Here is a 12875-nt window from a genome sequence, read left to right on the forward strand (position 1 = left end):
CATGCAACGACGCATTGGACTGACAGGGGGAATCGCCAGCGGCAAAAGCACGGTTGGACGGTGGCTGGAAGCTCTTGGCTGGCCTGTGCTGGATGCGGATCATTTCGCCAGGGACGCCATCGGACCGGGACAGCCTCAGACCCTGGCCGTGCTGGAGCGCTACGGAGAGGTTGTGGCCATCGATGGATGCGCCATCAACCGAGCCGCTCTGGGCCGCATCGTGTTCAGGGACGCCTCTGAGCGGGCCTGGCTGGAGCAGCTGATTCATCCGGTGGTCCGAGAGCGGTTCGATCAGGCCCTCGATGCCCTGGAGGATGAACCGGTGGTGGTGCTCATGATTCCCCTGCTGTTCGAGGCTGGACTCACGGGCCTGTGCAGCGAGATCTGGCTGGTCGACTGCGACGAGCAGCAGCAGCTGGCGCGGATGATGCAGAGGGACGGTCTCGATGCGGTGCAGGCCCGAGCCAGGCTCGGTGCCCAGTGGCCTCTGGCCCGCAAACGCCCGCTGGCAGATCGCTTGATCGACAACCGCGGCACCAAGGAGGAGCTGGAGGATCAGCTCAGCCGTTGCGTCCTGGCTCCGCCCTGAACCATTTCGTGATCACCCACTTGCTGCCGGACTCGACCGGCAGAGCCTCATGCAGGGTGAAGGGGTTCGGCGTGCCATCGGCCTGCAGGTTGTTCCAGGCCAGCGCCATCCCGGGAACGGGGCTGAAATGCCGTCCGAGGCGACGGAACAGGGTTTCACCCCCTTCCTCCACGGCGTTGAGATAAACCATCACCGTCCAGGTGCGCTGGCCGCCGTTGCTGGTGTGCTGGGTGAACTCCTTGGTGCCGGGAGCGAACCAGTCGGTGTGCTCCTTGAAGTACTCCCCGGGGTCGTAACGCTGCCCCTGAATCGGCTCCGACAGCCGTGGGTCAACGCCCAGCAGGGCCGCGAAGCGTTGATCCAGGCGTGCGGCAAACCCTGGGTGGTCCTGCCGCAGATGGCAGGTGCGGCTGGTGCGGTAGTCGCTGCTTCCACGGGTGACGGTGGAAGGCTGGAGCGATCCGTTGATGGCCTCGATCAGCTCCCGGCATTCCTGACGGGACAACAGGCCGGGCAATTCATAGAGCTGGGCCAGGGGGGTGTCGAGCCGCCAGGCCCGCGGCAGATGGTCCGGTCGGGTGAGCGGGGCCTCGAACCAACGACGCCAGTCCGGTGTGGGGGCCGATGATCGCGGGACCGACGTCAGGACTGTTTCAGGCGAGTCGAGCACCGCTTCGATGGCTGCACGCTCGAACCCCTGAACCAAGGCGCGATCGATCAAGCCAACCGGATCGCAGCCGCGGTCACGATTGTGCAGCAACCATTCCCTCCAGGCATCAGGGATGGAGGGTCCGGTCGTCATTCCCCTTTGAGCCTGCGGCTGAGGATCTGATTGGCGAGCTTGGGATCAGCCTTGCCTCCCGTTTTCTTCATCAACTGCCCGACGAAGAAACCCTGCAATTTGGTCTTCCCGCCCCGGAAGGCCTCCACCTCACCCGGATGGGCCGCCAGGAGGTCATTCACGATCGCTTCGATCGCCGCGGGGTCGCTGATCATCCCCAGTCCCCGCTCGTCCACGAGCGCTTTGGGTGAGCCTCCCTTCTCAAGCAGATCGGGAAGGATCTCCTTGGCGATCTTGCCGCTGATCTTGCCGCCGTCGATCAGCTTCACCATCTCGGCCAGCTGCTCCGGGCGGAACGGCAGATCGTCGTAACCAAGGCGATTGCTGTTCACATGGGCCGCGATGTCGCCGGTGATCCAGTTGGCGGAGAGCTTGGCGTCGGCACCGGCGGCGACAACAGCCTCGAAGTAGTCCGCCATCGGTCGTTCGTCGGTGAGCACCCGGGCGTCGTACTGGGACAGCCCCAGCTCATCGGCATACCGATGCCGCTTGGCCGCCGGCAGCTCGGGCAATTCAGCGCGCCAGGACTCCCGCTGATCCGCGCTCACCTCGATCGGGCCGAGGTCGGGATCCGGGAAGTAGCGGTAATCACTGGCGCCTTCCTTGCTGCGCATGCTCTTGGTGAGCTGCTTGCCCTCATCCCAGAGCCGGGTCTCCTGAACGATCGGCTCACCGGTCTCGTAGGCCTTGATCTGACGCTTGATCTCGTACTCACAGGCCTTCTGAATGGCTGAGAAGGAGTTCATGTTCTTGATCTCCACCTTCGTGCCGAAGGGCGCATCCGGCCCCCGACGCACGGAGATGTTGACGTCGCAACGCAGGGAGCCCTCCTGCATGTTTCCGTCGCTGACGCCGAGATAACGCATGATCCGGCGGATCTCCGAGGCGTATTCGGCCGCTTCGCGACCCGTGCGCAGGTCCGGCTTGCTGACGATCTCCGCCAGAGCCACACCGGCCCGGTTGTAGTCCACCAGCGAATGGGTGGATCCGGCCAGGCGATCGCTGCCGGCATGCACGAGCTTGCCGGCGTCCTCCTCCATGTGAAGGCGTTCGATGCCGATGGTCTTCAGATAGGAGTCCTTGCCCTTCTCGGCCACCTCAACTTCGATCCAGCCCTCCTCGGCGATCGGCTCGTCGTACTGGGAGATCTGATAGTTCTTCGGAAGGTCGGGGTAGAAATATTGCTTGCGGTCGAACTTGCTGTGTTCGGCGATGTTGAGGTTCAACGCCATCGCCGCCTTCACCGCGTACTCGAGCACCTTCTGGTTCAGCACAGGCAACGTGCCTGGCAGCCCGCACACCACAGGGTCGATGTGGGTGTTGGGATCGTCTCCGAAGGCGGTGGACGCCGCCGTGAAGATCTTGCTGTCGGTGCCCAGCTGCACGTGGGTCTCCAGGCCGATCACGGCTTCCCAGGCGGGCTCTGCTGCGGCCATCTCGGCATCGGTTCAGACGCCTGAATCCTATGGAAAGGCAGCGTCGGTGCCTGTCGAGCTGTTGACCTAGAACAAACGGAAGCGATCGACGACGTGAGCGACACCGCGGCCCAAGAGCGGATCCTTGTCCTGGGGGGCGGTCTGATGGGACTGGCGATGGCGCATCAGCTGGCCAGACGCGGGCGACAGGTTCTGGTGATCAGCCGGCGGCGAAGCGAAGCAGCGGGCTTCGTCGCCGCCGGCATGCTCGCCCCCCACGCAGAAGGACTGCAAGACGAGCTGCTGCAGCTCGGTGAAACGAGCTTGGAGCGCATCCCGAGCTGGGTGGCCCAGATCGAAGCCGACAGCAGCCTCCCCTGCGGTCTCCGCACCAGTGGAATCGTGGTGCCGTTCACGGATGCGGGAGAACGGGATGCCTATCCCACCGCTGCCCTTGGGCAATCTCTGAACCGATCTCAACTTGAGCAGGAGATCCCGGATCTGGGGGAGGACTGGACCACTGGTCTGCTGTTTGAGCAGGACGGACAGATCGACAACCGCCGCAGGCTGATGCGAGCCCTGGAACGAGCCTGCGTCTCACTCGGCGTGCATTTTCTCGAGGGCGCCGAAGTGAGCAAGCTTGCCCAGGACTCCGATGGAGCTCTCAGGGGCGTGCAGGTGCGTACCGCGGAGGGAGACGAACAGGTCTTCGAGACAAGGGCAGCTGTTCTCTGCAGTGGAGCTTGGAGCCGAATGCTGGTCCCTGAACTGCCGGTCTTCCCCGTGAAGGGGCAGATGCTGTCTCTCCAGGGCCCTCGCGAGGCCTTGAAGCGGGTGATCTTCGGCCCCGGCATCTATCTCGTTCCGCGGGAGGACGGTCTGGTCGTCGTCGGAGCCACGAGCGAACGGGAGGCAGGCTTTTCCGAGGGGCTCACCCCGGATGGTCAGAAACAGCTGCAGACGGGAATCGCCAGCCTGTTGCCGGTTGCTGCGGGCTGGCCACCGATGGAGCGCTGGTGGGGCTTCCGCCCCTGCACCCCGGATGAAGGCCCGCTGCTCGGACCTGGCCCGAGTTCCGGTCTGTGGCTGGCCTGCGGCCATCACCGCAACGGCGTGCTGCTTGCCGCCGTGACCGCCCAGCTGCTGACAGCGGCGATCTCGGAGGAACCCCTCAGCAGCAGCGATGAAGCGCTGCTGAGGGCTTTCAACTGGTCACGGTTTGCGGAGAGGGATCAACCCTCGACGCGCCAACCCTGATCCGACGGCGTCCAGTCGTTCAGTTCCGAGGCGTCGAACCAAAGACCGATCTCGAACGCAGCTGTTTCAGGGGCGTCGGAACCGTGGATGACATTGCGACCGATGTTCACCGCCAGATCACCCCGGATGGTGCCGGGCTCAGCCTCAAGGGGCTTGGTGGCACCGATCAGCTTGCGGGCGCTGGCGATCACGCCGTCGCCTTCCCAGACCATGGCCACCACCGGGCCGGAGGTGATGAACTCCACCAGCCCAGCGAAGAAGGGGCGCTCCTTGTGAACCCCGTAGTGCTGCTCAGCAAGCTCACGGCTAGGAGTGGTCTGCTTCAGCCCCACAAGCTTGAACCCCTTGCGCTCGAAGCGGCCGAGGATCTCTCCCACCAGGCCGCGCTGGACGCCGTCGGGCTTGATGGCGATGAACGTGCGTTCGGCCATGGGTTGGTATCAATCAGAAAGCGCCGTCATCGTCAGCGCTGGCCTGCCCGCTTGGCAAGTACAGAGGATGAGCTCCGACAGGAATGTTCCTAGATTCCGGCCGTGCACGTTGACGAGCGCAGGTGGCTGACGGCGAAGGCTGGTCGATCCAGAACAGTTCAGCGCTCTACGGGCTCGACCGATGGGGTGAGCCCTACTTCGCGATCAACGGCCGCGGACACATCAGCGTTCAACCGCAGGGAGAACGCGGCGGCAGTCTTGACCTTGTGGATCTGGTGTCCGAGCTGCGCGGTCGCAACCTCGGCCTGCCCCTTCTGATTCGCTTCGACGACATCCTGGAAGACCGGCTGGAGCGGCTTCACGCCGCGTTTGAGCGCGCGATCTCCCAGTACGGCTACCAGGGCCGTTACCAGGGTGTCTTCCCGGTGAAATGCAATCAGCAGCGCCACGTGGTGGAGGAGCTGGTGAGCTGCGGGCGCCGCTGGAACTTCGGGCTTGAGGCCGGAAGCAAGGCCGAACTGCTGATTGCCCTGTCCCTGCTCGATGACCCGGATGCGTTGCTGATCTGCAACGGCTACAAGGATCGCCTCTACATCGAGACAGCGATCCTGGCGCGCCGCCTCGGCCGACAACCGGTGGTTGTGATCGAACAACCCGACGAGGTGGATCGCATCATCGAGGCGAGCGGCAGTCTCGGAGCGGCTCCCTACATCGGCGTGCGCGCAAAACTGTCCAGCCGCAGCACCGGTCGCTGGGGAAGCTCAGTGGGCGACAAGGCGAAATTCGGACTCTCGATTCCCGACCTGCTGACAACCGTGGAACGTCTGCGGGATCACGATCTGCTCAAGGATCTGCGTCTGCTGCATTTCCACATCGGCAGTCAGATCAACGACATTGCCGTTCTCAAGGACGCCCTCCAGGAGGCCGCTCAGATCTACGTGGAGCTGCGACGGCTCGGAGCCCCCATGGGCTTCCTGGACGTCGGCGGTGGGCTGGGCATCGACTACGACGGCAGCCGAACCGCCACGGCGGCGTCGACGAACTATTCGCTGCAGAACTACGCCAACGACGTGGTGGCCACGGTGCGGGAATGCTGCGAACCCAACGGCGTGGAGGTGCCCACGTTGGTGAGTGAAAGCGGGCGGGCCATCGCCAGTCACTTCTCGCTGCTGGTGTTCGACGTGCTGGGCAGCAGCGCCCTGCCGGCCTCCATTCCCGATCCTGCTGCTGAAGAACCGCTCACCGTCCGCAACCTGAGGGAGACCCTGGCCACGATTCAGGGGCTGCCGGACACCACGGATTCACGGCTCGTCCGTCTGCAGGAAGCCTGGAATGACGCCCTGAAGTTCAAGCAGGACGCCCTCGCCGCCTTCCGGCTCGGTTACATGGGGCTTCCCGACCGTGCCACCGCCGAACAACTCACCTGGGCCTGCGCCGATGCCATCGCCAGGCAGTTACCGGAGCAGGGAGCCGTCCCCGAGGAACTCTCAGCCCTCCGCAGTGCGCTCGCCGGCACGTACTACGCCAACCTCTCCATCTTCCGTTCAGCGCCGGACACCTGGGCCATCGATCAGCTCTTCCCGGTCTTGCCGATTCAGAGGCTCGACCAGCGCCCGACCCGGCTGGCCAATCTGGCTGATCTGACCTGTGATTCCGATGGACGCCTGGATCGTTTCATCGGTGACGGCCAACCCAAGCCGCTGCTGGAACTCCACGACCTGGCGCCTGGTGAGCCTTATCTGATCGCACTCTTCCTCAGCGGCGCCTACCAGGAGGTGATGGGCAATCTGCACAACCTGTTCGGGACCACGAACGCCGTTCACATCCGGCTAAGTCCCGGGGGGAGCTATCGGGTGGATCACGTCGTGCGTGGGGACACCAACGCCGATGTCCTGGAAGCGATGGAACACGATCCACGCGCTCTGCTGGAACGACTGCGGGTGGCCGCCGAAGCCGCGATCAGCGCCGGTCAGCTCCGCATCGATGAATCACGTCGCCTGCTGGATCACCTGGAGAGCAGCCTGCGCCAGACCACCTACCTTCAGGACTGAAGGCCTGCTTCGAGCTCCGATCGAGCCTTGGCGAGAGCATCGGTCAGGGCTGATCCATCGCGGCCTCCCGCCTGGGCCAGGTTCGGGCGACCGCCGCCGCCGCCGCCGCAGAGTTTGGCGATGCCGCCGATGAATTTGCCCGCCTGCAGCTGGGCAGCGATCACCTGCTTGCCGAAGGCCGCCACCAGAATCACCTTGCCCAGATCGGAGGGGTCGGGCAGTCCGCCAAGCACCACGGCAGCACCATCCCCGAGCTGATCAGCCAGGCTCTGGGCCGCCCCCTGCAGTCCGGCACCATCCACGCCGTCGAGGCGTTCCACCAGCAGCTGGAACTCGCCCACGGGCTCAGCCTTGGCAGCCAGAGCACCGGCCTTGGCCACCGCCAGCTCGGCCTGAGCCGCGGCCAGCGCCTTGCCAGTGGCTTTGAGCTCCTCCTGCAGAGCACTCACCCGTTCGACGATCTCACTGGGCTGGGCCTTGAAGCGATCCCCCAGCTGCTTCACCACCGCATCACGCTCATTCAGATAAGCGAGCACGGCTGGGCCAGCAACGGCTTCGATCCGGCGAATACCGGCGGCCACACCGCTCTCCGCCACGATCTTGAACAGCCCGATCTCAGCGGTGTTGGCCACATGGGTGCCGCCGCAGAGCTCCATCGACACCCCGGGCACATCGACGACACGCACCACATCGGCATATTTCTCGCCGAACATCGCCACAGCACCAGCCGCCTTGGCCTGATCGATCGCCATCTCCTGCACCTCGAGGCCGTGAGCCTCCGCGATCCAACCGTTGATCAGGGTCTCGATCTGAGCCAGCTGCTCAGGGGAGACCGCACTCGGGCAATGGAAGTCGAAGCGGAGTCGATCGAAGTCCACCAGAGAACCGGCCTGACCGATGCCTGGATCCACCACCTGCTTGAGGGCGGCCTGCAGCAGATGGGTCGCCGTGTGATTCGCCTGGGCACGACGACGACAGGCGCGGTCCACCTGAGCATGGACGGTGTCCCCCAGCGACAGCTGACCGCGTTCGAGTCGGCCGGCATGAACAAACACGTCCCGCGTGCGACTCACCGACTCGATCGCCACGATCAGATCAGCACCGCTGAGGACGCCGCGATCCCCCACCTGACCGCCACCCTCCCCGTAGAAGGGCGTGGTGTCCAACACGATCTGCACCGCATCTCCGGCAGAGGCCGTCGTGGCCGGCTCGCCGTTCACCACCAGGGCCTGCACGCAGCTGGGGTGCTCCAGCACCGCATAGCCCCGAAATGCCGTGGGCTCCTGGTCCGCTGCCACCTGCTCGATCGCATCCTGGAGGGTGAGATCAAGGCTCACGGCTGCGGCCTTGGCTCTCTGCCGCTGTTCCTGCATGGCGGCCTCGAATCCAGCAAGGTCCACCGAGAGCCCATGCTCCTCGGCGATCTCCTGGGTGAGCTCCAGCGGGAAGCCATAGGTGTCGTAAAGCTCGAAGGCCTGAGCGCCGCTGATCTGCACAGGCTTGCCAGCCAGCACCTCAGACAGCAGCTTCTCACCGCGCTCCAAGGTCTCGAGGAAACGAGCCTCCTCCCGTTGGAGTTCGGCCAGAATCACCTCCTGCCGCTCAATCACGCTGGGGTGGGCCCCCTTCAGCAAGGCAATCGCCGCTTCCCCCATGGTGACCAAGAAGGGCTTGTCGATGCCCAGGAGGCGGCCATGACGCACCACCCGGCGCAACAGCCGCCGCAGGATGTAGCCGCGGCCGAGGTTGCTGGCGGTGACGCCATCACAAATCAGCTGCGTCACAGCACGGCTGTGATCGCCGATCACTTTCAACGACGTCTTGCCCTTGTCGTCGAGCTGGTGGTAGTCGACCCCCGCCAGATCAGCGGCCGCCTGGATCAGCGGAAAGATCAGATCGGTTTCGTAGTTGTTGGGAACCTTCTGCAGGATCTGAGCCATCCGCTCCAGACCCATGCCGGTGTCGATGTTGCGGTTGGCCAGCGGCGTGAGGGTGCCCTCAGCGTCGCGGTTGTACTGCATGAACACCAGGTTGTAGAACTCGATGAAGCGGTCGTCGTCCTCAAGATCGATGCCGGCATCGCCCAGCTCGGGCTTGAAGTCGTAATAGATCTCCGAACAGGGGCCGCAGGGGCCCGTCGGGCCAGACGCCCAGAAGTTGTCGGCCTCGTCCATGCGGATGATCCGCTTGGGGTTCACCCCCACCACATCGCGCCAGATCTGCTCGGCCTCGTCGTCCTCCCGGAAGACGCTCACCACCAGGTTCTTGGGGTCGATGCCGTAGACCTTGGTGCTCAGCTCCCAGGCCCACTCAATCGCCTGCTGCTTGAAGTAATCGCCGAAGGAGAAGTTGCCCAGCATTTCGAAGAACGTGTGATGCCGGGCTGTACGGCCAACGTTTTCGATGTCGTTCGTACGGATGCACTTCTGACTGCTGGTGGCCCGCGGCGCCGGCCGCTCCCGCTGCCCGAGGAACACCGGCTTGAACGGAAGCATCCCGGCGATGGTGAGCAGGACCGTGGGGTCCTCGGGAATCAGCGATGCGCTCGCGATCACGGCGTGACCACGCTCGGCGTAGAAGTTGAGAAACGCTGCCCTGATCTCCTCACCACTGCGGGGCACAGACGCTGCTGAGGACGACGAAGCGGCGGCAGCCATGGGAGGGAAGGCGATTCCAGCCGTCATGATCGCTCCTGAGCCGCCGACCATCGTGGCTGAACTGCCCAGCGAATCCGAGGCCCGCGCCCGACTGCGGTGGCAGTCGATCGGCTGGGCCCTGCTGGCCGGCGTCAGCGCAGGGTTGATGAGCCTGCCCTGGGGGCTTGAGATGGCGATCCGCTCGGGAGGTTGTGGTCTCTTCTACGGGCTGCTGGCCTTTCATCTGCAGCGTGTGGACCCAGACGACAGCCACCTGCAGGCGGGACTGGTGGGAGCGATCTGCGGCGTGCGCAGCCTCGGCCTGCCGCTGAGCCTCGAAAACCTGCGGACAGACGCTCTGGCATTATTAATCGTGGAGCTCCTTCAGGCTTGGCTGCCGCTGATCGGCAGTGCTCTCCTGCTCAACGGACTCCACCGCTTCCTTCCCGCGTCGCGGCCATGAGCCTGCTGCACGCCACCTGGCTTCCCGCCATCCGCTCATCCACCAGTTCAGGGCAGCCGGCCCTGCTGGTGTGGGCTGACACGTGGCGCGTGGCGACTCCGGCGGGACCGGGCCTGACTCCTGCCCTGCATCCGTTCACCCTCGCCAGCGAAGACCTCAAGGCCTGGTTGCAGGAGCGGGATCTGCTGCCCGACGGCAGCATCGACGCCACGGCTTGCCTCACCTTGCCCAGCCGCACGGTGAAACCCCGCAAAAGCCGCAGCAAGACAGACGAGCCGATCGATGAAGAGACGACGGGCTGGACCGGCCTCCCGATGCAGGCGGGAGAACCGATCCCGAAACAGACGGAATGGTGGCCTTGGCAGGTGGAGGGTCTGGCGGTGGAGCCGTCCGCTGCCACGGACTGGCTCTCTCGACTGCCCCTGTCCGGTCATCATCCCGACCTGGCCGATGAACTGCGCTGGTGGAGCCATCTGCAGCGGTGGGCCCTGAGCCTGGTGGCCCGTGGCCGCTGGATTCCGCAGATGGAGCTGAGCAAGGGCGAGGGGTACCCCCACCGAGCCCGCTGGGTGCCCCTGCTCAACCGGGAGGAGGATCGGCGACGACTGGAGGATCTCGCCGCCAGCCTGCCCCTGGTGGCCACCTGCGCTCTTCCCTGGAGGGAACCGATGGGGCGGCGCAGCAATCGCATGACGCGGCTGCGGCCGGAAGCGATGCGAGCCGCCAATCCCGTGGCCTGCTGCAGGCCACGCAGCGGTCGTCTGCGGGTCGCAACGCTGCTGGAGGATCTCGTGGATGCGCAGTTGCGCAAGGACTTCCGGCCCTCCGGCGATGGGCTGGACCCGCTGCTGACCCTCTGGCAGGACGCCCTCGCGTCGTCCACCGGCGTGGTGGAGGTGAGCGATGAAGAGGCAGAACGGCTTTCCAGCGCCAGCCTGCACTGGAGGGAAGGGATCGCCGGTGATGTCGCCGCGGCCCGCACCTGCCTGGAGCTGAACACGCCCTCGGACGGTGAAGACCTCTGGGAACTGCGCTTCGGCCTGCAGGCGGAAGCCGACCCCAGCCTGAAACTGCCAGCCGCCGCGGCCTGGGCATCAGGAGCCGACACCCTGCAGCTGGGGGAGGTGAAGGTGGATCAGCCCGGTGAGGTGTTGCTGGAAGGACTGGGACGGGCGCTCAGTGTCTTCCCTCCGATCGAACGGGGACTGGACACCGCGACTCCGGAGACGATGCAGCTCACGCCAGCGGAAGCCTTCGTCCTGGTGCGAACGGCAGCGCGCCAGCTGCGGGATGCCGGAGTCGGCGTGGATCTCCCCCCAAGCCTGTCGGGCGGCCTGGCCAGTCGCCTGGGTCTGGCCATCAAGGCGGAACTGCCCGAACGCTCCAGCGGTTTCACCCTGGGTGAATCCCTCGACTGGAGCTGGGATCTGATGATCGGGGGGGTCACCCTGACCCTGCGGGAGCTGGAACGGCTCTCCAACAAGCGAAGTCCGCTCGTGCGGCACAAGGGGGCCTGGATCGAACTTCGGCCCAACGATCTCAGGAACGCCGAACGCTTCTGCGGGGCCTCCACCGACCTGAGCCTGGACGATGCGCTGCGGCTCACGGCGGCGGAAGGCGAACTGATGATGCGTCTGCCGGTGCATCAGTTCGATGCCGGGCCCCGCCTGCAGGCGGTTCTTGAGCAGTACCACCAGCAGAAAGCGCCCGACCCGCTGCCGGCTCCAGAAGGATTCTGCGGTCAGCTCCGTCCATATCAGGAACGGGGGCTGGGCTGGCTGGCGTTTCTGCACCGCTTCGATCAGGGCGCCTGCCTGGCTGATGACATGGGGCTGGGCAAAACGATCCAGCTGCTCGCCTTCCTGCAGCACCTCAAGGCTGAACAGGAGCTGAAGCGTCCGGTGCTGCTGGTGGCACCGACCTCCGTGCTCACCAACTGGAAGCGGGAGGCGGAAGCGTTCACTCCGGAGCTCACGGTGCAGGAGCACTACGGTCCACGCCGGCCCTCCACCCCGGCCACGCTGCACAAGGCCCTGAAGGACGTGGATCTGGTCCTCACCAGCTATGGCCTGCTGCAGCGGGACAGTGAGCTGCTGGACAGTCAGGACTGGCAGGGAGTGGTGATCGATGAAGCCCAGGCGATCAAGAATCCCAGCGCCAAGCAGAGCCAGGCCGCCAGGGATCTGGCGCGCCCCAGCAAGAGCAACCGCTTCCGGATCGCCCTCACCGGCACGCCGGTGGAGAACCGGGTCAGCGAGCTCTGGGCGCTGATGGATTTCCTCAATCCCCGGGTGCTTGGGGAAGAGGACTTCTTCCGCCAGCGCTACCGCATGCCGATCGAGCGGTACGGCGACATGGCCTCACTGCGGGACCTCAAGGCGCGGGTGGGTCCGTTCATCCTGCGCCGGCTCAAAACCGACAAATCGATCATCTCGGATCTGCCGGAGAAGGTGGAGCTGAGCGAGTGGGTGGGCCTGAGCAGGGAGCAGAAATCCCTCTACAGCAAAACGGTGGAGGACACCCTGGATGCCATCGCCCGAGCACCCCGCGGCCAGCGTCACGGGCAGGTGCTGGGGCTGCTGACCAGGCTCAAGCAGATCTGCAACCATCCGGCCCTGGCCCTGAGGGAAGACGCGGTGGACGATGGCTTTCTGGGGCGCTCCGCCAAGCTGCAACGCATGGAGGAAATCCTGGACGAGGTGATCGAAGCCGGCGATCGCGCCCTTCTCTTCACCCAGTTCGCGGAATGGGGACATCTGCTGAGGGCCTGGATGCAGCAACGTTGGAAAGCGGAAGTTCCCTTCCTGCATGGAGGCACTCGCAAAAGCGAACGCCAGGCGATGGTGGATCGTTTCCAGGAGGATCCCCGCGGCCCGCAGCTGTTCCTGCTGTCTCTCAAGGCTGGCGGAGTCGGTCTGAACCTCACCCGAGCCAGCCATGTGTTTCATGTGGACCGCTGGTGGAATCCAGCGGTGGAGAATCAGGCCACGGACCGGGCGTATCGGATCGGCCAGACCAACCGCGTGATGGTGCATAAATTCATCACCAGCGGCTCGGTGGAGGAGAAGATCGATCGGATGATCCGAGAGAAATCACGCCTGGCGGAGGATGTGATCGGATCCGGCGAGGATTGGCTCGGAAGCCTCGCCGGCGATCAACTCCGCGATCTCGTTGCCCTCGACGACACCTGAG

General features: G+C 65.0%; 9 protein-coding genes. 5 read left to right on the forward strand and 4 right to left on the reverse strand.

The annotated features are described in order from the left end of the window. Position 1 precedes the first annotated feature (1 nt). Positions 2-589, forward strand: coding sequence for a dephospho-CoA kinase (gene coaE / locus KR49_RS07350; protein WP_043693513.1), 588 nt, complete (start codon positions 2-4; stop codon positions 587-589). On the opposite strand, the gene KR49_RS07355 is transcribed toward coaE, so the two are convergent. Continuing rightward, positions 561-1391, reverse strand: a complete 831-nt coding sequence (locus KR49_RS07355; RefSeq protein ID WP_043693517.1) for a 2OG-Fe(II) oxygenase — start codon at positions 1389-1391, stop codon at positions 561-563. The genes coaE and KR49_RS07355 overlap by 29 nt on opposite strands. Further along, positions 1388-2866 (reverse strand): Asp-tRNA(Asn)/Glu-tRNA(Gln) amidotransferase subunit GatB, encoded by a 1479-nt coding sequence (gene gatB, locus KR49_RS07360; RefSeq protein WP_043693520.1) that lies wholly within the window; start codon positions 2864-2866, stop codon positions 1388-1390. Before gatB ends, KR49_RS07355 begins: the two co-directional genes overlap by 4 nt. Positions 2867-3010: 144 nt before the next feature. On the opposite strand from gatB, the gene KR49_RS07365 reads away from it, so the two are divergent. Next, the gene (locus KR49_RS07365) at positions 3011-4102 is read left to right on the forward strand and encodes an FAD-binding oxidoreductase (RefSeq protein WP_052378319.1); all 1092 of its coding nucleotides are present in this window, start codon (positions 3011-3013) and stop codon (positions 4100-4102) included. Here KR49_RS07365 and ndk read toward each other — a convergent pair. Further along, the gene (gene ndk, locus KR49_RS07370; protein ID WP_043693526.1) at positions 4078-4533 is read right to left on the reverse strand and encodes a nucleoside-diphosphate kinase; all 456 of its coding nucleotides are present in this window, start codon (positions 4531-4533) and stop codon (positions 4078-4080) included. The genes KR49_RS07365 and ndk overlap by 25 nt on opposite strands. A gap of 122 nt (positions 4534-4655) precedes the next feature. Between ndk and speA the strand changes: the two genes are divergently transcribed. After that, positions 4656-6584, forward strand: a complete 1929-nt coding sequence (speA, locus tag KR49_RS07375; RefSeq protein ID WP_043693528.1) for a biosynthetic arginine decarboxylase — start codon at positions 4656-4658, stop codon at positions 6582-6584. Here speA and alaS read toward each other — a convergent pair. After that, positions 6575-9241: an alanine--tRNA ligase gene (gene alaS / locus KR49_RS07380; RefSeq protein WP_043693530.1), complete on the reverse strand. Its 2667-nt coding sequence runs from the start codon at positions 9239-9241 to the stop codon at positions 6575-6577. The two genes, speA and alaS, sit on opposite strands and share 10 nt — an antisense overlap. 25 nt (positions 9242-9266) lie before the next feature. Here alaS and KR49_RS07385 point away from each other — a divergent pair, with 25 nt between their 5' ends. Both KR49_RS07385 and KR49_RS07390 read left to right on the forward strand, forming a co-directional pair. Continuing rightward, entirely contained in the window at positions 9267-9683 is a 417-nt protein-coding gene (locus tag KR49_RS07385; RefSeq protein ID WP_043697081.1) for a hypothetical protein, read from the forward strand. Continuing rightward, positions 9680-12874, forward strand: a complete 3195-nt coding sequence (locus KR49_RS07390) for a DEAD/DEAH box helicase (RefSeq protein WP_043693532.1) — start codon at positions 9680-9682, stop codon at positions 12872-12874. The genes KR49_RS07385 and KR49_RS07390 overlap by 4 nt, the downstream gene beginning before the upstream one ends. Position 12875: the final 1 nt, after the last annotated feature.

It is taken from the genome of Synechococcus sp. KORDI-49, assembly GCF_000737575.1.
Lineage (GTDB): Bacteria > Cyanobacteriota > Cyanobacteriia > PCC-6307 > Cyanobiaceae > Parasynechococcus.

Coding starts and splice junctions, on each gene's coding strand:
- KR49_RS07355 (WP_043693517.1), bottom strand. CDS start 1,391: ATGACGACCGGACCCTCCATCCCTGATGCCTGGAGGGAATGGTTGCTG.
- KR49_RS07365 (WP_052378319.1), top strand. CDS start 3,011: ATGGGACTGGCGATGGCGCATCAGCTGGCCAGACGCGGGCGACAGGTT.
- ndk (WP_043693526.1), bottom strand. CDS start 4,533: ATGGCCGAACGCACGTTCATCGCCATCAAGCCCGACGGCGTCCAGCGC.
- KR49_RS07385 (WP_043697081.1), top strand. CDS start 9,267: ATGATCGCTCCTGAGCCGCCGACCATCGTGGCTGAACTGCCCAGCGAA.
- coaE (WP_043693513.1), top strand. CDS start 2: ATGCAACGACGCATTGGACTGACAGGGGGAATCGCCAGCGGCAAAAGC.
- alaS (WP_043693530.1), bottom strand. CDS start 9,241: ATGGCTGCCGCCGCTTCGTCGTCCTCAGCAGCGTCTGTGCCCCGCAGT.
- gatB (WP_043693520.1), bottom strand. CDS start 2,866: ATGGCCGCAGCAGAGCCCGCCTGGGAAGCCGTGATCGGCCTGGAGACC.
- KR49_RS07390 (WP_043693532.1), top strand. CDS start 9,680: ATGAGCCTGCTGCACGCCACCTGGCTTCCCGCCATCCGCTCATCCACC.